Raw genomic sequence first — 18,560 nt, 5'->3', positions numbered from 1 at the left:
TTCGGGCATGGCACCCAGCGCGAATGGGCTAGAGCAGGCCCATGCTGGTCAGGATCGTGTAGCCCATAAAGATGACAAACGCGATGAGGGCAAGGACAATGATGATTTTTTGAGCCGGCGCCATGCCAGGGATCTCGTTCTCGCCCGTAGGCTCCTTGGAGGTAACCATGCGCTGGGCAAAGGTCATCTCGTCACGGCTCGGCTTGGGCTCGACGGACTTGGAACGAGCGACCTTTTTAGGCTGAGGTTTAGGTGCGGTGGGCGCGGGCTTCGCGGCGGCGGGCTTGGGCGCGGGGGCGACGTTCGCGGCGGCCTCCTCGGCCTTCGCACGCTCGGCACGCAGGGCGGTCAGCTCCTCACGCTCGCGACGTGCCTCTTCCTGGGCCTCGCGGCGGGCCTTCTCGGCGCGGAGCTCTTCCAACTCGGCGCGTTCCTCGGCAGACAGTGGTTGGGACTCAAGCTTGGCCATGGTACAGCCCTTTCTTTTAAAAAAAGCCGCCGACACAATGTCAGCGGCTTATCAAATCCAAGGGTGGAGACGAAGGGAGTCGAACCCTCGGCCTCTGCCATGCGACGGCAGCGCTCTCCCAACTGAGCTACGTCCCCAAGACAAGTTGATATTTTACCTACGGCTCGCCAACTGTCAACGCCCAATACCCAGTCTTTTTGGGACGCGGCTATTTTGACAACTTTTCGAGCAGGCGATCCTCTCGATGATTTTTTAATCCCCGTCCCAGAAAAATCATCGGCGAATGTGCTACTTTGCGCTGGTGAGGACGCCGGTGGTGTCGAAGGCTGGGGTGAAGCTCTCGTCTACCGCTCCGCCTTCTTGCCAAAACATCGTCGTAAAGCCCAGGTCGTCGGCATGGTCGAGCACCTGCTCGTACTCCTCGCGCGTCACGGCGCGCGCCAGGTCGCCGCCTTGTTCGCGCATGAGGGCATTGGGCGTGTACTGGTTCATGACCGAGATCGGCACGTCGCCCACCGTCTGCCACACCAGGTCCAACACGCGGCACGAATCGTCCGCATGCCCCGGCAGCACCAGATGACGCACGATTATGCCGCGCTTCATGAGCCCGTCCCCGTCTACCAGCTCTCCCCCGCGGCGCTCAATCTCGCGCGCCATCTGGGCCAGACCCGACACAGCCACGCGCGGGTAGTCCTTAATATGAGAGAGTGACTGCGCAAGCGCCGCATTGGCATACTTAAAGTCGGTAAGCCACACGTCGACCAAATCGCCGAGCGCCGCCACGGCACTCGCGCGCTCATAACCGCTCGTGTTGTAGACGATTGGAATGACCAGTCCGCGCTCCCGAGCTGCGGCAATCGCGACCGGCAGCAGGTGAGCATAATGCGTCGCCGTCACCAGATTGATGTTATTGGCACCTTGGTCCTGCAGCTCCAGCATAATCTCGACCAGGCGCTCGGGCGAAATCTCAAGCCCAAAATTGCCCGTCGAGATCTCGTGGTTCTGACAATAGATACATTTGAGCGAGCAGCCGCTAAAGAAGATCGTGCCCGAACCGGCCTCGCCCGAGATAGGCGGCTCCTCCCACATATGAAGCGCCGCGCGGGCCACCTTGAGCGTGTCATCGGCACCGCATACGCCGTGCGCACCCTCGTCGCGCACCGCACCGCAACGACGCGGACACAAATGGCAGGCGGGCGAAAAAAGTTCGGTCAACGGCGTCGGCATAAAAACATGCTCCAAAACAACGATTCAGCAGCTCAAACGTAAAGGGACCAACCGCACAGACGGCTCGAGCCCAAGGCGCCGTAATCGTCCGACACGATTTTTGTAATGTCAAGACTGGAATCGATAAAGTGCCGCTTTATGATGTAGGTATTCCGCCCCCCGCGGAGCAACTGGGTGAACCGTCGCGTTTATTTAGGGAGCCCACACAGTCGTACCTAGTACAGGTATCCTTCGTTGTTAAGGACGCTGGAACAGTCGATGAGGGCACCCACCTGTTTTAGGTGGGTTCATTTTCGTAACGTGGGGGGTGGTTTTCTTTTGCCGAAAATCGCCATTACAGTCCATATGGATCCCCACCGGCATCCCAACAATCCATCGACAATACCCTAATATCTGGTAAGCGCGTGATTATCGCTGCGCGCAATTCCATGCACCCCCCTTGGTCGAGTATCATGATTCGGCTATGCCCTTTGCGCATGGCGTTCTTCTGACCTTTCCCTTCGACGCTTGGCGGTTTTTAGATTCATGGCTTCATCCCCGAGCTACATACCGTACCTATGCGTGGCAGCGGCGGCCTTTATCACGACCTTCCTCATGGTGCCCCTGGTCAAGCGCTTGGCAATTAAGCTCGACGCCGTCGACTATCCTTCCAAGCGCCGCATCAACACCAAGCCCATCCCGCGTTTGGGCGGAACGGCGGTGTTTTTGGGCCTGGTCGTTGCCTGCATTGTGCAAATCCTAGGCACCTGGCACCTAGGCTGGCCGCCCGTCCTGGTGCCGCACCCGCGCCTTCACATTAGCTATCCCATGCTGGCGCTCTCCTTTACCGTCATCTTTGCGACCGGCGCTATCGACGACGTCATCCAGCTCAAGCCCAAGCAAAAGCTGGCCGGACAGATCCTCGCTGCGCTCATCGCCTGCGTGGGTGGCCTGCGCATCGGCGTCATCGTCAACCCGTTTGCCCCCGGCGAAATCATGCTCGGATGGCTCGCCTACCCCATCACCGTGATCTATCTGGTGGCATTCACCAACATCATTAACCTCATCGACGGCCTCGACGGCTTAGCCACGGGCATCTGCGGCATCGCGTCGTTCACCATGTTTTCGATGGCCGTTCTCTCGGGCCGCATCGACGCCGCCGCGCTCTCCATTGCGCTCTTTGGCGCCTGTCTGGCCTTTTTGCGCTACAACTTCAACCCCGCAAGCATCTTCTTGGGCGACTCGGGGTCGCTGCTTCTGGGCTTTGCGCTGGGCTCCATCTCGCTACTCAACGTGAGCCGCACCGCCGCGCTCACCTCGCTTATCATCCCGCTCATCGTTGCCGGCGTGCCCATCATCGACACGTTTAGCGCCATCGTGCGCCGCAAGCGCGCCCACATTAGCATCGGGCAGGCCGACAAGGGCCACATCCACCACCGCCTGATCCAAGAGGGCTACAACCAAAAGCAGGCTGTGCTGCTCATCTATGCCTGGTGCATTATGCTTTCGGCCGGCGCCGCCGCGATCAACCAGGTCGAGGTGCCCATGCGCGTGCTCATCTTTACCGTGCTCGCCATTGGCTCGGCGGCCTTTGCCAAGCATCTACATCTGTTTGAGCCCGTGCTGCGCCACCATTACAACAAGCGCACGCACGAGGACGAGCTCGTCACCCCCGACGATCCCGCCTTTAAGCAGGAGGAGCAGGCAGCCGAGGAACGTAAGGAAGAGCGCCACCACAAGCTCTAGGGTAAGCTGCCGAGGATGCGTCCAGACGCCGCCGGCCAAACGTGCAGCCACGCCGCGCCCATCGCACAAGCCGCCGCTCTCCCGCCCCTCGCCTACTTACGACCCGCCCCTCCAATAAACGCGTTATCATCTTGACCCATGAACATACGTTAGGAGCAATCATGCCAAACGAGAACAGCTACGAAGTCGCGCTGCAAAAGAGCAACGCCATTCGCGAGGGCCTGGCCAAAACGCCCGAGAAGTTCACCATGCTCACCGGCGACCGCCCCACCGGCCGTCTGCACCTGGGTCACTACTTCGGCACCCTCAAGGGCCGTGTTGAGCTGCAGAACATGGGCGCCAAGACCAACGTGCTCATCGCCGACTACCAAGTCATCACTGACCGCGACACGACCGAGCACATCCAGGACAACGTGTACAACATGGTCATGGACTACCTTGCCTGCGGTATCGACCCCGACAAGACCATGATCTACGCGCACTCCGCCGTGCCCGCCGCAAACCAGCTCATGCTGCCGTTCCTGTCGCTGGTGTCCGAGGCCGAGCTGGCGCGCAACCCCACGGTTAAGGCCGAGATGGAGGCCTCGGGCCACGAGCTCACCGGCCTTCTGCTCACCTACCCGGTGCACCAGGCCTGCGACATCCTGTTCTGCAAGGGCAATGTGGTGCCCGTCGGCCGCGACCAGCTGCCGCATATCGAGCTCACCCGCACCATCGCCCGACGCTTTAACAACCGCTACGGCAAGGTGTTCCCCGAGGTCGACGCACTGCTGTCCGAGACCCCGCTGCTGCCCGGTCTGGACGGTCGCAAGATGAGCAAGAGCTACGGCAACGCCATCAACATCTCGATGACCGCCGAGGAGACGGCCAAGCGCATCAAGAAGAGCCAGACCGATTCCGAGCGCATGATCACGTTCGATCCCGAGAACCGTCCCGGCGTGTCCGGCCTGCTTTCGACGGCCGCCATCTGCACCGGCCGTTCCGAGTTCGAGATTGCCGAGGAGATTGGCATGGGCGGCTCCGGCCAGCTCAAGAAGTACGTGACCGAGGCCGTCAACGAGTACTTCGCACCGATCCGCGAGCGTCGCCAGCGCTACGAGAACGATCTGGACTATGTGAAGGACGTCCTGCACGAGGGCAACCGTCGCGCCAACGAGATCGCCGAGCAGACCTTGGCCGAGGTTCGGGACGCCATGGGCATGGTGTACTAGGCAAAGCGCCTTCGCACAACATAGACGGTGAGGCTGAATCCTCACCGAAACAGGAACAGGCCCGCTGGCAGATAGTTGCCAGCGGGCCTGTTCCCGAAGTACACCGTTGAATCGCACAGAGGGGAGGAATGCGAATCAAACTCAACAGGGCAGGCTTTTTCATCGCCTATTGCCTGCTCCGTTGCTGAAACCAATATAGTTCACCGTGGCTTACTTTCTAGCGTCAAACTACCCCAACACACCTTCTCCATAAGTTAGCCCAGGTAAACCTGCAACGGAAAGCCACCACAAAGGAGACAGGCACCTTTGTGGTAGTTTTGACCACGGCAGAGCCGCTAGAGCCCTGCAGGCCAGCGACAGGCGGCCAAGTCGACGTGCATGTCGTCCTTAAACGCCACACCCTCCCCTAGCAAAAGCTCACGTTGAGCATCGGGACCGCCAAAAGCAAAACCATCGCATATGCGGCCATCGGCAAACACCACGCGGTGACAGGGAATCTCGCCGGGGCGCGGATTGCCATGCAAGGCATACCCCACGTACCGCGCACTTCGTGGACGTCCAGCAAGCAGCGCCACCTGACCATACGTGGCGACCATCCCCTCGGGAATCTGCTCGACCACCTCGTACACCCGCTCAAAAAAGCCCTCAGACGCCATTGCTCGCTCCCTTCCACCCGGAATAGCATAAACCACCACAAAGGTGCCTGTCCCCTTTGTGGTGGTTTTGGCAGGTGGGCTAGTTAACGGGTTGGAAGAAGGCTACGGCTACGGCGCCGGGGCCTACATGGGTGCCGATGGTGGCGCCGATGGTGTGAACGGGCAGTTCGCCCTCGGTGTGGCCAGCCCACAGTGCCGCGCTGTCCTCGATATACTTCTTGAGCACCGCATCCGAAAGGCCCGTATAGCCGAGCGCCAGCGGCATGGAAAAGTCGATGCCGCCCGCCTTTTCGACCTTCTGGTTGAGCAGGTTACGTCCGTTCTTGGAACCGCGCGCCTTGCCCAGCTGCACGATCAGACCGTCCTCGGCAGCCACCACGGGCTTTACGTTGAGCAGCGTACCCACGGCACCGGCCGCAGCAGACAGGCGACCGCCGCGCACCAGGTACTCCAACGTCTCGAGCAGGCCGATGACGACCACGCGGTCGCGCACGGCCTCGACAGCCGCCGCAACCTGAGCCGCGCCCTGGCCCTCGTCCACCAGGCGCAGCGCATACTCGACCAGCACGCGCTCGCCCAAGGTCACGTTATTGCTGTCCACGACGAACATGTCGCCGCCCGGCGCCTCGGCAAGTGCCGTACGAGCACTCTGGTTGGTGCCCGAGAGCTTGGCGCCCACGGTAATAATCACGGCCTCATCGCCGGCCTCACGCGCTTCGGCAATCGCCTGCGAAAAGGCGTACGGGTTGACCTGACCGGTCTTGGGCAGCTCATCGCGCTCCACAAGCATCTCGTAAAAGCGCTGGTGATCGATGTCGACGCCATCCATATACACATCGGTGCCAAAGGTGACGGACAGCGGCAGAACACGCAGAGCGGGGTGCTCCGCCGGCGACATATCGCTTGCGGAATCGGTAATAATGCGGACGGACATAACGAATCCTTTCTTGCGCAGGTCTCGCGCAGGGAATTTTGACAGCAATGTCCCGGCACGGCGTACGCGCTCAAACGGGACGATGCAGTTCTTGGCTGAAAGCTAGCGCCAGCGCGGCTCTAGATCTCGCGCAGGGTGTTGAGGATCGTGCGCAGCGATGCATACATCTGCTCGCGCTGCTCCACGCCCATGGCCTTGCCGGTGGTATCGAGCACCTCGCGAATGATGCGATCGGCCTCGCTCATGCTCTCGCCGCCCAGGGCAGTCAGGCGCACCGGAGCACGATACTTGACGGCCGCATCACCCGGGTCGTCAACCTCGACGTAGCCGCCCTCCTCCAGATGTGCCAGTGTGCGCGAAACGGCGGCACGGGTAACGCCGGCCATGCGGGCGAGGTCGGCGCCAGTCAGGCCGTCCTTGCTGCGCTCAAGATAGTACAGGCACATAACGTCGGAGCCCTTGAGGCCCAGCCTTGCGCCTTCGGACGTCTTGATACGCTGGATCTCCTTGTAGAGCCCGCTGATCAGTCCGACAAAGTCCTCGAAACGTGTCTCGTCGTTCTGCTGCATGGGAGACGACCGCCTTTCGCTTGCATAATGCTTACGGGTAAACATCTTAGCCGCACAAGGTAACACCTGTACCCAAATATCCCATTTGTTAACCCATCAACATAAAAACCACCACAAAGGGGACAGGCACCTTTGTGGTGGTTTGGGGCATCGAGTTTGATCCGCAGACTTCGCTACAGCCCCACGCAAGGATTGTCGCGGGTCACAAGCGTTTTAACGACAACCGTCGCTCCCAGATAGCGCTCGAGCAGCTCGGCTAAGCGATCGATCGCGGCCTGGCAATCCCCCATCCGCTCGGGCTCCACGCACTCAATCGCCAGGAAAGCATCGGCCGAATCATCGGACAACGCCGTTCGAACGCCATCGCGCCAGTTCCAGCAGCGGCATACGGCGCCCGCATCATCGATGTAGGCGAGCTCGCCGGGAAGCGTCGGGTCATCTGTCTCCTCGCCAAGCGGCAGAAATGAATCGCCACCGTCGGTCACCTTCAGGCAAAGGTCTCCCTCAATCGCGTGCAAATCCTCGCCGCCTACGGGCAGCGCGTAGGACAGCGACACCGTGTTGTAGATGTCCACCGCGGGCGTAATGTGGCCCACCGGCTTGCCTTTGAGCACGCGCTTGAGCAGGTTCTCAATTGAGCAACGCGCGCCCTTCTTGGTCTTGAATAGGCGATATGCCTCGCGCCATGCCTTAACCGGCGCATTCTCGCTGATGGTATCACTCGTCAGGTGACGCTCCGCATCGATATTGGCGCGGTCGAGCAACGCGGCAATCGCATCAACGTCCTCTTGAGGAATCTGAGCCGCGGGCTTCATGCCCTTTACGACCACAACACCGACAGCCGCCTGCGGAAATAGCTCCCAAAACGAATCCTCGGCAATAAAGCCCTTCATACGTGCTCCCTTCACGATTCGCCCCACGCGAGCGTCTAAACAAAAAGCGCTCTTACAGCGGCCACCTTCAAAGCCCTACGGTGCCGCCACAAGAGCGCTTACGCTGCCCCCATCCGGAGAAGGGGGCAATATGTCAGGCGTATTGTAACCCGAGTCATCCGCGCGAGTAAAACCACCACAAAGGTGCCTGTCCCCTTTATGGTGGTTTTGGGTCTGAAGCAACGCTAGTGTCGGAGTCCCAGCAGGCCGCGGCCGCGATGACGGGCGTCGGCGTGCACCTGAGCGTGCGGACCGGCGGCCTTCACGGACTCGGGCAGGTGCGAGTACTTCTTCTCGAAGTTCTCCTCGAACATCACGGCCAAGTTGTGCGCCGCCTCGTCGTAGCGCGCGGTGCTCTGCCAGTACTGGCGCGGCACCAGGATGCCGTCGGGCACGCCGTGGCACGTGGTGGGAATGTCGACGTTAAAGATATCGTCATGCACGAATTCGCTGTCCTCGATGGTACCGTCGAGGGCGCGGGCCACCAGGGCGCGCGTGTAGGCAAGCTCGATGCGATGGCCCACGCCGTAGCCGCCGCCAATCCAGCCGGTGTTGACCAGGTACACACGCGTGCGGCCGTCGGCGATGCGCTCACCGAGCATCTTGGCATAGACCATGGGGTCGAGCGGCATAAACGGCTCGCCAAACAGCGAAGAGAACGTGGGCGTGGGCTCGGTGACGCCGACCTCGGTGCCGGGGATCTTGGCCGTAAAGCCCGTCACGAAGTGGTACATGGCGGCATCGGCCGTCAGGCGTGAGATGGGCGGCAACACGCCAAAGGCGTCGCAGGTCAGGAACAACACGACGCTTGGAGTGGTGCCCATGCCCTTGGTCCACGCGTTGGGAATGTGCTCCACAGGGTATGCCACGCGCGTGTTGTGCGTGATCGAGATGTCGTCGTAGTTGGGCTTGCGGTTCTCGTCGAGCACCACGTTTTCGCAGATCGCGCCAAAGCGGACAGCGTTGAAGATCTCGGGCTCGTGGAAGGCGTCCAGGCCCTCGCATTTGGCGTAGCAGCCACCCTCGATGTTAAAGATGCCCATGTCAGACCAGCCGTGCTCGTCGTCGCCGATCAGCAGGCGCGTGGGATTGGCCGAAAGCGTGGTCTTGCCGGTGCCGGACAGGCCAAAGAACACGGCGGTCTCGTGCGTGACGGGATCCATGCTGGCCGAGCAGTGCATGGGCAGCACGTCGTCCTCGACGGGCAGCAAATAATTCATAACGCTGAAGATAGACTTTTTGATCTCGCCGGAGTAGCCGGTGCCGGCGACCAGAATCACGCGTTCCTGGAAGTTGATGACCACGGCAGCGCTGGAGTTGAGGCCCTTGATGGCAGGGTCGCACTGGTAACCGGGCGCTGCGAGTACGCAGAAGTCGGGCTCGCCGGTGCGCGCGATTTCGCGGGCGAGCGGGCGGGCGAGCATCTGCTTAATAAAGAGTGCCTGGCTGGCACGCTCGCAGGCAACGAGCAGTCGACGCGTGTGGTTGCGGTCGGCGCCTGCCATGCCACGGGTGACGAACACGTCGCGCTCGTTGAGATAGTCGACGATGCCGGCCTTGATGGCCTCATAGCTCTCGACGGACAGCGGGCGGTTGACGGCGCCCCAGGCAATCTTGTCGTGGACATCGGGGGTGTCGACGATAAAGCGGTCATTGGGGGAACGGCCGGTACGCTCCCCCGTCTCGATCACCAGCGCGCCGTTGGATGCCATGCGGCCTTCTTCGCGGCGGATAGCGTGCTCGACGAGCTCCGCGGCGGGTAGATCGACCAGCAGACGGGGCTGATTCTCGGCGGGATCTTCGACCAGCGTAATACCAAAGTTGGACAAAACATCTGCAGGGGTAACACCAGGCATGGGGCCTCCTTTAAAAACGCGACACGTGGACACGACGCGCACTTTACTCACGTAAAGCCCGTTGTACCCGATATGCAAAAACGTTTTTGCGGCAAGGGCGGCAAGCCCGCCCAACGGTCAAAAATCGCACGCAAGCGGCCTAGTCATTGGGAACGCTCTTAAACGACTAGTCGTTGGGGACACTCTTGAACAGGCAACATTCAAGGAGTGTCCCCGGATGCCAGCACTTAGAGACGTTCCTAAAGTGCCGGCACATAAGGAACGTCCCTAAGTGCCGACTACTGAATGGCGCCGCCGAAATCAATGAACAACCTGGTCAAAAACACGAGTCGATACCACCGCGGCTATACTAGAGCACAGCAATAGAAAGGAATCGTCTTGAGCATCACGCCCCTCGATAGCATCCGCCGCGCCATCGCCCGCCGCAGCGGCGTCACCGACCCCACCGTATCGGGCGGGGCGCACGGACAGGGCGGACGCATCGAGAACGGCCTGTTCCCCGCATCGCACACCGCCGAGGAGCTCGCACGAATCCAAGAGCTAAGCCAGCGTAACGCCGGCGGTCCCGACAGCAGCCAGGCCACACGCCGTCGCCGTGAGCGCGATCGCCAACCCGGCCCAATCCACCGCATGGTCAATGCCTGGTGGAACCGCCTGCTCGGAGCCGTCTACGGCGGCGGCTTCTCCACGCAAGAAGCCGAGTACGAAGATCACGCCACCCGTCGCGACTATCTCTGGAATACCCTGGGCACCGCCGTATGGGGTTTCGCGTTTCCCCTGCTCACCATTGTGTCCACGCAGCTCGTGGGCGCCGAGGAAGCCGGTAAGTTCTCCATCGCCTTTGTCACCGGCACGCTCATCATGATCGCGTGCAACTACGGCGTGCGCAATTTCCAGGTCTCGGACATCGACGAAAAGACGTCCTTTGCCTCTTACCAGCTCAACCGCTGGATCTGCGGAGCGCTCGCGCTGGCATGCGGCCTGGTATACAGCAGCGCCCGCGGCTACGATGCGCAGATGGCCACAATCGGCCTGGGCGTCTACCTGTATAAGGTGATCGACGGCATTGCCGACGTGTACGAGGGCCGCCTGCAGCAGGCCGACAAACTCTACCTGGCCGGCATGAGCCAAACGCTACGATCCGTCGGCGTCATCGCGGTCTTTAGCGTGGTACTGTTCCTCACGCGCAGCATGCCCATCGCCGCCATGGCCATGGGTGTTACCGCGATCGCCTCGCTCGTTCTGGTCACCGCGCCGCTCGCCCTGCTCGAAACCGAAAAATCGCGCCGCGTGAGCCTGCGCGAGGTCGGTCACCTGTTTATCCAATGCGCCCCGCTTTTTGGCGCGCTGTTCCTGTTCAACCTTATCGAGAGCATGCCCAAGTTCGTGATGGAAGGCACGCTGGCCTACAAGTATCAGCTGTACTTTAATGCCCTGTTCTTTCCGGCGCAGGCTATTTTGTTGAGCATTGGATTTATCTATAAACCGCAGCTCCTGCGTTTGTCGAGCATTTGGGCTAATCCTCGCAAGCGTCGTCGCTTTGACCTGATTATTGTTGCCGTTATGGCACTGATCGTGGTCATCACCAGCGTGTGCGCCGCATTTATGGCAGGTCCCGGTATTCCCCTCATGAGCTTCATGTACGGCCTCAATTTTGAGCGCTACCGCACGCTGGCACTGCTGATGGTTGTCGCCGGCGGCGTCACCGCGGCCATCGACTTTCTCTACGCCATCATCACGGTGCTGCGCCATGCCGGCGACGTCACCAAAATCTACCTGATCTGCTTCGCCGTAAGCGTAGTGCTGCCGGTGATCCTGATCAACCTGCTGGGTCTGATGGGCGCCGTGGTGAGCTACCTAGCCATCATGGCCCTACTCCTGGTGCTGCTGATTATCGAATACGCCCACATTCGCCAGCGCATAGAACGCGACCGCAACCCGTACGGCGCCTAATTCGAATCAATTTGAAGAAAAGAAACGTCGATGTTTTGGCACCGACAGCGAGCAGTCTCAAAGTGCCCCAGGTTGGCGCGAAAGAGGAGCGACGCGTACTTCCGTACGCGAGCGACGGTTTGAGCGACAAGATGGGGTGCTTCGGGGCTGCGCAGCGTCAACGTGACCGCCGTTCGGTAGAACGGCGAAACAAGGTTATTCCCCGGGGCGAATATTCGCGTAGAACTCCGCCCCATCATCGAGCCGCAGGATGCCCACGCGGCCGAACTCGGATCCGGTGGCGGCGGCGCAGTCGATGTCGATGCGATCGGGCACACCGGCAGTGTCCTCGCCGCCCAGGCGCACGATCTGCCCGCGTCCCGATTCCTCATCGAGCCCCGCCAGACCACCGACCTCGCAATAGCGCCCAAGCGATACCGTAGGCGTGTGACCGCTCACCACGACCGGGCCCTTACCCTCGGTAGAAAGCAGCCCGGTCGGCGCATCCCAATAGCCGTGACGAATCCACAGCAGGTCATCGGACGACTGCACCGCGAGCATCTGCTGCAGCAGTTCGCGATCGGCACCCACCGCTCCGACGCCATCGGCACAATCGACGCCATGCTCAAGCAAAAACGCGCGCGCCGCCTTCATCTCGATTCCGGCATGTACCAGCAGATACGGGCGCTCCTCGGTCTCGGCCACCGCGTAGAGCGGCAGCGCGGCCATCCATCGCACGAGCTCCTCGTATGCCTCAAATTCCATGTCGTTAAGCTGCTCGCGCGTCGTCCAGCCACCGTTGATATCCCAGGTCTCGGCATCGAGCGGATCCTGGCCAATGATGGCATCGAGCATGATCTGCTCGTGATTGCCCTTGAGCACACGGGCGTTGGGCAGCGAGCGCACGAGCTTAATAACGCCGACCGGATCGGGCCCGCGATCGATCATGTCGCCCAGCACGTACAGCGTGTCGTCGGACGTCAACGAGATCTTAGACAGGGCCTCGTCAAGCGCACGCACATGCCCGTGAGCATCAGATGTCACATAGATCGCCATGGTACGCCTCTCCTTGCATTGCGGCCGAAGCCCGGCGCCGCAACTAAAACTTCAAGTTGAACTTAAATGTTAATCATTGTACTCCGTTGCAATAAAGCTGGAAAGGGTTTCCGAGCAGAGGCAAAGACGGCAGCCGTCTATGGCGATATCGCGCACGCCCGCAATCCAACCCCATAAACCCACCATCTTTGGGTACAAATAACCGCAGACAACTGACTGTGCCACGCCAACCACCCAGGAGCGGACACCATCCATGAACCAGATCCTTCTCTTTATCGGCCTCGTCATCATTTTGTGCCTGACCATCAAACCCGTCGGCAAAAAGCTCCCCTTCCCCACCCTGCTCATTTTTATCGCGCTGGGCATGCTGTTGGGCGTCAACGGCCCGGCGCACATCGACTTTAGCGACTACGCACTCACCGAAACCGTCTGCAGCACGGCGCTGCTGTTCATCATGTTCTACGGCGGCTTTAACACCAATATCGACCGCGCCAAGCCCGTCGCTGCGCCGGCGGTGCTGCTGAGCACGCTCGGCGTCGTCATCACTGCCGGCATCACCGGCGTGTTCGCCCACTTCGCGCTGGGGTTCGACTGGATCGGCGGCCTGCTGCTGGGATCGGTTGTAGCATCCACCGACGCGGCGAGCGTCTTTAGCGTTCTGCGCGAGCACAACCTGTCGCTGAGGGGCGGGACTGACTCGCTGCTCGAGGTCGAATCGGGCTCCAACGACCCCGTCGCCTACATGCTCACCGCCGTGCTCGCCACACTCGCGGCCGGCGGCGACATTAACATTCCCGCACTGCTGACCAAGCAGATCATCCTGGGCGTGGGCCTGGGCCTCGCCATCGGCTGGGCGGCGGGCCGCCTGATTGAACGCGCACACGCAACGGCCGAGGGTGCGCAGACCATCTTTTTGTTCGCCGTGGCCATCGTCGCCTACGCGCTGCCGAGCTACCTGGGCGGCAACGGATTTTTGGCCGTGTACCTGGCCGGCATTGTGCTGGGCGCGAGCGACATCACCGGCAAGGTCGAGCTGGCGCACTTCTTTGACACCCTCACCGAGATGGCCGAGATGACGATCTTCTTCTTACTCGGCCTGCTCGTAACGCCCGCACGCCTGCCGCAGATGCTGCTGCCTGGCCTGGCGCTCATGGCGTTTATGCTCTTCGTGAGCCGCCCCATCGCCGTCGGCGTGCTCCTGGCGCCCTTTAAGACGAACCCCCGCCAGGTCGCGCTCATAAGCTGGGCGGGCCTGCGCGGAGCAGCTTCGGTCGTCTTTAGCCTCTTTGCCGTGGTGGCCGGCGTTCCCGGCGGACACGACCTATTTGACCTGGTGTTTGTGATTGCCGTGTCGAGCATCGTGGTGCAGGGCTCGCTGCTGCCGGCGGTGGCGAAGAAGCTCGATATGATCGATGCGACCGGCGACGTACGCCGCACCTTTAACGACTACCGCGACGAGGACGGCATGTCGTTTGTAAAGCTCAAGGTGGGCGCTGGACATCCGTTTGCCGGATGCTCGCTCGCGGACATTGGCAGCGCCACCGACATGCTCGTGGTCCTGGTGCTGCGCGACGGGGCGCACCCGGTACTGCCCAATGGCGACACCGTGATCCAGGAAGGCGATCTGCTGGTGATGGCCGCCCCAACGTTCGAAGAGCGTGCCGAGGTTACGCTGCGCGAGGTCACCGTGACGTCCCACGGTCACCTGGCCGGCCAGCGCCTGCGCGATGTGCCGCAAGGCAAGCATCCGTTTATTGTGGTGATGCTCAAGCGCGAAGGCCAGACGATCATCCCCGATGGCAACACCCTAATATACGCCGGCGACGAAGCCGTCATCGCCACGCTCGCGTCGTAGCGGCCAGGGGTTAGCTAATTTGCGACGAAGAAATCAAGCGCCTAGAGAACCTCATGCCTTCGCTCGCAGATTTGGATTTGCCCGAGGAGTAAAGCACCCCTCCCCCATGTAACCATCCTGTAAATCATAGCGGCGCACTCGGGTTTTGCTGTGATTCGGTCGCGCCTGACGCTCCACTGTGCTAAAGTATCCCGAACGTTCAAACGACTACGAGGGGAACTAGAAGATGGCACGTGTGCACAACTTCTCAGCTGGCCCGGCCGCACTGCCCACAAGCGTGCTCGCCGAGATCGCCGACGAGATGATGGACTACCGCGGCTGCGGCATGTCCGTGCTCGAGATGAGCCATCGATCTAGTATGTACCAGCAGATCATCGACGACGCCGAGGCAACCCTGCGTCGCCTGCTGAGCATCCCCGACAACTACCGTGTCCTGTTTTTGCAGGGCGGCGCCACGCTGCAGTTTGCGGGCATCCCCATGAACCTTATGCGCTGCGGCCGCGCCGGCTACGTCGTGACCGGCAACTTCGCCAGCAAGGCGTACCAGGAGGCCGCCAAGTACGGCGAGGCGGTGCTGCTCGCGAGCTCCGAGGAAACCAATTTCGACCGCATTCCCACCATGGCCGACGTCAACGCGCGCATTGCCGCCGAGGCCACGGGCGACGGGCTCGACTACGTCTACATCTGCCAGAACAACACCATCTTCGGCACCATGTTCCACGAGCTGCCCGATTGCGGCGACGTGCCGCTGGTCGCCGATGTCTCGAGCTGCTTTTTGTCGCAGCCGCTCGACGTCGAGCGCTACGGACTCATCTACGCCGGCGCTCAGAAAAACGCCGGCGCCGCGGGCGTGACCGTGGTCATCGTGCGCGACGATCTCATCGCAGATGGCCCCGCCTTTGCGCAGACGCCGCAGTACATGGACCTTAAGACCCAGACCGCCAAGGGCTCCATGCTCAACACGCCCAACACCTTTGGCATCTACGTGTGCGGCAAGGTGTTCCACTGGGTCGAGGAGACCGGCGGACTTGCCGCCATGGCCGAGCGCAACTGGGCCAAGGCCAACCTGCTCTATGATCTACTCGAACTCAGCGAGCTGTTCCATGGCACCGCGCAGGCCGATAGCCGCTCCATCGCCAACGTCACCTTCCGTACCGGCGATGCCGAACTCGACGCGGCCTTCGTTGCGGGCGCGGCAGAGCACCAAATCCAAAACGTCAAGGGTCATCGCCTCGTCGGCGGCATGCGCGCCAGCGTGTACAACGCCGTCACCATGGAAGACGTGCAGGCACTGGCCACGTACATGAAGGACTTCGAAGCGCAGCATAGTTTGAGTCCGCGATCTAACTAGCCCGCAACCCGCGGGCCGACCAGCCACTTCAAACCACCCTGCTTAGATCAAAACCTGCTAAGGAGTTTTTCCATGCGTAAGATTAAGACCATCGACGACATCACTAAAGACGGCAAAGTCGAGTTTGGCGAGGGCTACGAGTTTGTGGGCACCGCCGAGGAGGCCGACGCTATCCTGATGCGCTCCACCGACCTGCACGGCTACGAGCTGCCCGAGGGCATCCGCGCCATCGCCCGCTGCGGCGCCGGCGTCAACAACATCCCCGTCGAGGAGTACGCCAGAAAGGGCGTCGTCGTCTTTAACTCCCCCGGTGCCAACAGCAACGCCGTCAAGGAGCTCGTCCTGGGCATGCTGGTGCTTTCGAGCCGCGGCGTCGTGCAGTCGATGAACTGGGTGCGCAACAACGCCGACGACCCCGAGATCCAGGTCGATGCCGAGAAGGCCAAGAAGGCCTTTGTGGGCCGCGAGCTCAAGGGCAAGCGCATCGGCGTCATCGGCCTGGGCAACGTAGGCTCCAAGGTCGCCAACGCCTGTGTCGACCTGGGCATGGACGTTTACGGCTACGATCCGTTCATTTCCGTCGAGCACGCGTGGGTGCTGAGCCGCGAGGTGCAGCGCGTGGGCACGCTCGAGGATCTGTGCCGCGGCTGCGACTACCTCACCGTGCACGTGCCCAGCAAGGCCGATACCATCGGCATGATCAGCACCGAGCAGATCGACCTGCTGGCCCCGGACGCCGTGCTCATCAACTACGCGCGCGAGACCATCATTGACGAGGACGCCGTCGACGCCGCCCTGCGCGCGGGCAAGCTCAGCTGGTTTAGCTGCGACTTTGCCACGCCCAAGACCGTCAAGATGCCCAACACGTTTATCACCACGCATTCGGGCGCCGGCACCGGCGAGGCCGAGGCCAACTGCGCCGACATGGCCATCAGCGAGCTCAAGGATTACCTGGAAAACGGCAACATCGCGCACAGCGTCAACTACCCCGCCTGCAGCATGGGCAAGGCGCGCGCCGCAAGCCGCATTGCCTGCCTGCATGCCAACGTGCCCAACATGATCGGCCAGATCGCGGCCATTCTCGCCAAGGACAACGCCAACGTGCAGCGCATGACCAACGAGTCCGCTGGCGAGAACGCCTACACTATGTTCGACACCGACGAGCACCTGGACAGCAGCACCATCGAGGCTCTCAAGCAGATTCCGTCGATGTATCGCGTGCGTGTGATCAAATAGCGCCGGTGCCAAGCCTGCCAGGCAGGCCATGAAGCCCATTCGGCCCCCGTTTTCACGAAACGGGGGCCGATTTTGTTGTTCCGGACGACTTTAAAATGATACCCAGAATAAGTTTTTTCAGATAATCGATAGTGAGGCTCAAGTCGCTAAGCACACCCGCTTTGATAAACAGCTTTATCAGGGACTTTAGTAGGTAAAAATCGATCTCTATGTGCCGAATGTAAGTTGACTGTCCATTTTCCGAAACAACTTATTCTAGATAGCATTTTTAAGGCCCCTCCAAGGCGAAATATAAGTCTTTTTGTGACCAAAACTCTAGTCCGCGCGACCGTTTTCCACCCGCGCGGCTACATTCCTGCCCAATCGATAAAAATCTCCTCACGAAGCCGCCGTTCGAGCTCCTGCTGTCGCGGCGTCTTGTCTTTCAGCGGCACATCGAGATAGGACATGATGAGCTCCATCACCACGCGGAAGGCATCGAAGTCGGCCAGCTGACCATAGGTCATCAGAACGACGGGATATCCCATGGCTTGCAAGGCCGTCGTTCGATCGGAGTCCGAGATCTTGGATTCAATGGATCCGTGAATGGCTTTACCTTGGCATTCAACCAGACACTCTCGACTGCCGTCCTTATTTGCCAGCAGGATATCGGCATAGCGCCTATCAAGCCCCGAAATCAGGCGGGCGCTGCGCGTCATACGAATCTCAACGTTATTGGTAAGGCTCAGCCCTTCGCCGCCGCGCAACCTCGTAAGGCCAAACAGCATCGAAGCCTGGACCTCGAGCGGCGATGCTGCCACCCCCGTAATGCATTTCGCGGCTCGTATGAACGTTTTAGCGCCGCGGAGCCCCCGGACCTTATCGACGAACTCTGTAAGCTCAGAGAGCTCGATCAAGGGAGGTCGTTTCCACAAGTCCGTTGGATTCCCCGAGACATCCTTTACGTTTTCCCAGCCCGACCGTGCGTCACTCCATCGGCTCCCATATGCCTGCTCAAGTGCCGACTTTACCTGAGGCGCAATCTTGCACACGGCAAAGGTGCCGCACATCTCATACATGCACATGATTAGACGCTCGTTTGAGACCGAGGAAGCCAGAGTCAGCAGGGTAAAGAGTGGGGACGCAACATCGAGGCCAAACTCCGTCTGCCGCACGGAATCAAACGGCCTCTCCCCGTTCCAAACATGCCTGACAATGCGATCGCCCTTACGTCCGCAGCTGCCCTGCGCCAACACGTGTAACGGGGTGCCCAGGAAATGCGTGACGAGCGGATGCTCACATAGGTGCTCCCTGCGCGGATCGTCCGCAGAATCGGGCAGGTCCGGCATTATTGCCAAGACCTGTGGAGGTATCCGGTGATACCGAAAGGAAGATATGTCGCACAGCATGTCGTCCATGAAGGGTACGTACCCGCTGCGTCGCTTGTGAACCCGCTCGGACGGCAAACGCGCTGGCTCGGCCTGCGAACGGTAAATACTGCCACGCCCACGTCGCGGATCTCTCAGGAGGCTTACAATCGGTTTGGAAAGCAAACTGATTGTGAGGTTGCAT

16 protein-coding genes and 1 tRNA gene are annotated in these 18,560 nt (G+C 60.8%); 6 read left to right on the top strand and 11 right to left on the bottom strand.

Annotated elements, in window-relative coordinates; genetic code table 11:
- Window positions 1-28: 28 nt before the first annotated feature.
- The 3 genes from DXD39_RS03095 to DXD39_RS03085 form a co-directional block, all read right to left on the bottom strand.
- Complete coding sequence (locus DXD39_RS03095) at window positions 29-469, bottom strand: hypothetical protein (protein WP_117803085.1); 441 nt, start codon at window positions 467-469, stop codon at window positions 29-31.
- Window positions 470-533: 64 nt separating this feature from the next.
- Window positions 534-606: transfer RNA gene (locus DXD39_RS03090), tRNA-Ala, on the bottom strand.
- Window positions 607-757: 151 nt separating this feature from the next.
- Complete coding sequence (locus DXD39_RS03085) at window positions 758-1,696, bottom strand: radical SAM protein (RefSeq protein ID WP_117803084.1); 939 nt, start codon at window positions 1,694-1,696, stop codon at window positions 758-760.
- A gap of 525 nt (window positions 1,697-2,221) precedes the next feature.
- Here DXD39_RS03085 and DXD39_RS03080 point away from each other — a divergent pair.
- Both DXD39_RS03080 and trpS read left to right on the top strand, forming a co-directional pair.
- Window positions 2,222-3,421, top strand: coding sequence for an MraY family glycosyltransferase (locus DXD39_RS03080; protein WP_117803083.1), 1,200 nt, complete (start codon window positions 2,222-2,224; stop codon window positions 3,419-3,421).
- 161 nt (window positions 3,422-3,582) lie between these two features.
- Complete coding sequence (trpS, locus tag DXD39_RS03075) at window positions 3,583-4,632, top strand: tryptophan--tRNA ligase (protein WP_117800442.1); 1,050 nt, start codon at window positions 3,583-3,585, stop codon at window positions 4,630-4,632.
- Between the two features lie 335 nt (window positions 4,633-4,967).
- On the opposite strand, the gene DXD39_RS03070 is transcribed toward trpS, so the two are convergent.
- The 5 genes from DXD39_RS03070 to pckA all read right to left on the bottom strand — a co-directional run bounded on the left by DXD39_RS03070 (window position 4,968) and on the right by pckA (window position 9,579).
- Entirely contained in the window at window positions 4,968-5,288 is a 321-nt protein-coding gene (locus DXD39_RS03070) for an MGMT family protein (RefSeq protein ID WP_089572047.1), read from the bottom strand.
- Between the two features lie 79 nt (window positions 5,289-5,367).
- Window positions 5,368-6,222, bottom strand: coding sequence for a DegV family protein (locus DXD39_RS03065; RefSeq protein ID WP_117641033.1), 855 nt, complete (start codon window positions 6,220-6,222; stop codon window positions 5,368-5,370).
- 119 nt (window positions 6,223-6,341) lie between these two features.
- The gene (locus DXD39_RS03060; protein WP_117803082.1) at window positions 6,342-6,791 is read right to left on the bottom strand and encodes a MarR family winged helix-turn-helix transcriptional regulator; all 450 of its coding nucleotides are present in this window, start codon (window positions 6,789-6,791) and stop codon (window positions 6,342-6,344) included.
- A gap of 173 nt (window positions 6,792-6,964) precedes the next feature.
- Window positions 6,965-7,684, bottom strand: a complete 720-nt coding sequence (locus DXD39_RS03055; RefSeq protein WP_117803081.1) for a B3/4 domain-containing protein — start codon at window positions 7,682-7,684, stop codon at window positions 6,965-6,967.
- A gap of 224 nt (window positions 7,685-7,908) precedes the next feature.
- The gene (pckA, locus tag DXD39_RS03050) at window positions 7,909-9,579 is read right to left on the bottom strand and encodes a phosphoenolpyruvate carboxykinase (ATP) (protein ID WP_199572088.1); all 1,671 of its coding nucleotides are present in this window, start codon (window positions 9,577-9,579) and stop codon (window positions 7,909-7,911) included.
- A 378-nt stretch (window positions 9,580-9,957) separates the two neighbouring features.
- Here pckA and DXD39_RS03045 point away from each other — a divergent pair, with 378 nt between their 5' ends.
- A complete protein-coding gene (locus tag DXD39_RS03045; protein ID WP_233541088.1) occupies window positions 9,958-11,532 on the top strand; it encodes a lipopolysaccharide biosynthesis protein in 1,575 nt (524 codons plus the stop codon).
- A gap of 195 nt (window positions 11,533-11,727) precedes the next feature.
- Here the strand turns inward: DXD39_RS03045 and DXD39_RS03040 are convergent, their stop codons facing one another.
- Window positions 11,728-12,567 carry a metallophosphoesterase family protein gene (locus DXD39_RS03040; RefSeq protein WP_117803080.1) on the bottom strand — a complete coding sequence of 280 codons (840 nt, stop codon included), beginning with the start codon at window positions 12,565-12,567 and terminating at the stop codon, window positions 11,728-11,730.
- A gap of 69 nt (window positions 12,568-12,636) precedes the next feature.
- Window positions 12,637-12,822 (bottom strand): hypothetical protein, encoded by a 186-nt coding sequence (locus tag DXD39_RS03035; RefSeq protein ID WP_117803079.1) that lies wholly within the window; start codon window positions 12,820-12,822, stop codon window positions 12,637-12,639.
- On the opposite strand from DXD39_RS03035, the gene DXD39_RS03030 reads away from it, so the two are divergent.
- The 3 genes from DXD39_RS03030 to DXD39_RS03020 all read left to right on the top strand — a co-directional run bounded on the left by DXD39_RS03030 (window position 12,821) and on the right by DXD39_RS03020 (window position 17,009).
- Entirely contained in the window at window positions 12,821-14,422 is a 1,602-nt protein-coding gene (locus tag DXD39_RS03030; protein ID WP_117803078.1) for a potassium/proton antiporter, read from the top strand. The two genes, DXD39_RS03035 and DXD39_RS03030, sit on opposite strands and share 2 nt — an antisense overlap.
- Window positions 14,423-14,648: 226 nt before the next feature.
- Complete coding sequence (serC, locus tag DXD39_RS03025; RefSeq protein WP_117803077.1) at window positions 14,649-15,773, top strand: 3-phosphoserine/phosphohydroxythreonine transaminase; 1,125 nt, start codon at window positions 14,649-14,651, stop codon at window positions 15,771-15,773.
- Between the two features lie 72 nt (window positions 15,774-15,845).
- A complete protein-coding gene (locus DXD39_RS03020) occupies window positions 15,846-17,009 on the top strand; it encodes a phosphoglycerate dehydrogenase (protein ID WP_117803076.1) in 1,164 nt (387 codons plus the stop codon).
- Between the two features lie 347 nt (window positions 17,010-17,356).
- Here DXD39_RS03020 and DXD39_RS10125 read toward each other — a convergent pair whose 3' ends face one another.
- Window positions 17,357-17,809 carry a hypothetical protein gene (locus DXD39_RS10125; RefSeq protein ID WP_147348092.1) on the bottom strand — a complete coding sequence of 151 codons (453 nt, stop codon included), beginning with the start codon at window positions 17,807-17,809 and terminating at the stop codon, window positions 17,357-17,359.
- Between the last annotated feature and the right edge of the window lie 751 nt (window positions 17,810-18,560).

The organism is Collinsella sp. TM04-29 (assembly GCF_003466565.1).
Lineage (GTDB): Bacteria > Actinomycetota > Coriobacteriia > Coriobacteriales > Coriobacteriaceae > Collinsella.
Note: the sequence above shows the minus strand (reverse complement) of the source record. Positions and strands in the feature narration are given on the sequence as shown.

Excerpts from the sequence above, each read along its gene's own strand:
- DXD39_RS03030 (WP_117803078.1), top strand. The coding sequence starts at position 12,821 with ATGAACCAGATCCTTCTCTTTATCGGCCTCGTCATCATTTTGTGCCTG.
- DXD39_RS03085 (WP_117803084.1), bottom strand. The coding sequence starts at position 1,696 with ATGCCGACGCCGTTGACCGAACTTTTTTCGCCCGCCTGCCATTTGTGT.
- DXD39_RS03065 (WP_117641033.1), bottom strand. The coding sequence starts at position 6,222 with ATGTCCGTCCGCATTATTACCGATTCCGCAAGCGATATGTCGCCGGCG.
- DXD39_RS03060 (WP_117803082.1), bottom strand. The coding sequence starts at position 6,791 with ATGCAGCAGAACGACGAGACACGTTTCGAGGACTTTGTCGGACTGATC.
- serC (WP_117803077.1), top strand. The coding sequence starts at position 14,649 with ATGGCACGTGTGCACAACTTCTCAGCTGGCCCGGCCGCACTGCCCACA.
- DXD39_RS03055 (WP_117803081.1), bottom strand. The coding sequence starts at position 7,684 with ATGAAGGGCTTTATTGCCGAGGATTCGTTTTGGGAGCTATTTCCGCAG.
- trpS (WP_117800442.1), top strand. The coding sequence starts at position 3,583 with ATGCCAAACGAGAACAGCTACGAAGTCGCGCTGCAAAAGAGCAACGCC.
- DXD39_RS03040 (WP_117803080.1), bottom strand. The coding sequence starts at position 12,567 with ATGGCGATCTATGTGACATCTGATGCTCACGGGCATGTGCGTGCGCTT.
- DXD39_RS03020 (WP_117803076.1), top strand. The coding sequence starts at position 15,846 with ATGCGTAAGATTAAGACCATCGACGACATCACTAAAGACGGCAAAGTC.
- DXD39_RS03035 (WP_117803079.1), bottom strand. The coding sequence starts at position 12,822 with ATGGATGGTGTCCGCTCCTGGGTGGTTGGCGTGGCACAGTCAGTTGTC.
- DXD39_RS03095 (WP_117803085.1), bottom strand. The coding sequence starts at position 469 with ATGGCCAAGCTTGAGTCCCAACCACTGTCTGCCGAGGAACGCGCCGAG.
- DXD39_RS03080 (WP_117803083.1), top strand. The coding sequence starts at position 2,222 with ATGGCTTCATCCCCGAGCTACATACCGTACCTATGCGTGGCAGCGGCG.
- DXD39_RS03070 (WP_089572047.1), bottom strand. The coding sequence starts at position 5,288 with ATGGCGTCTGAGGGCTTTTTTGAGCGGGTGTACGAGGTGGTCGAGCAG.
- pckA (WP_199572088.1), bottom strand. The coding sequence starts at position 9,579 with ATGCCTGGTGTTACCCCTGCAGATGTTTTGTCCAACTTTGGTATTACG.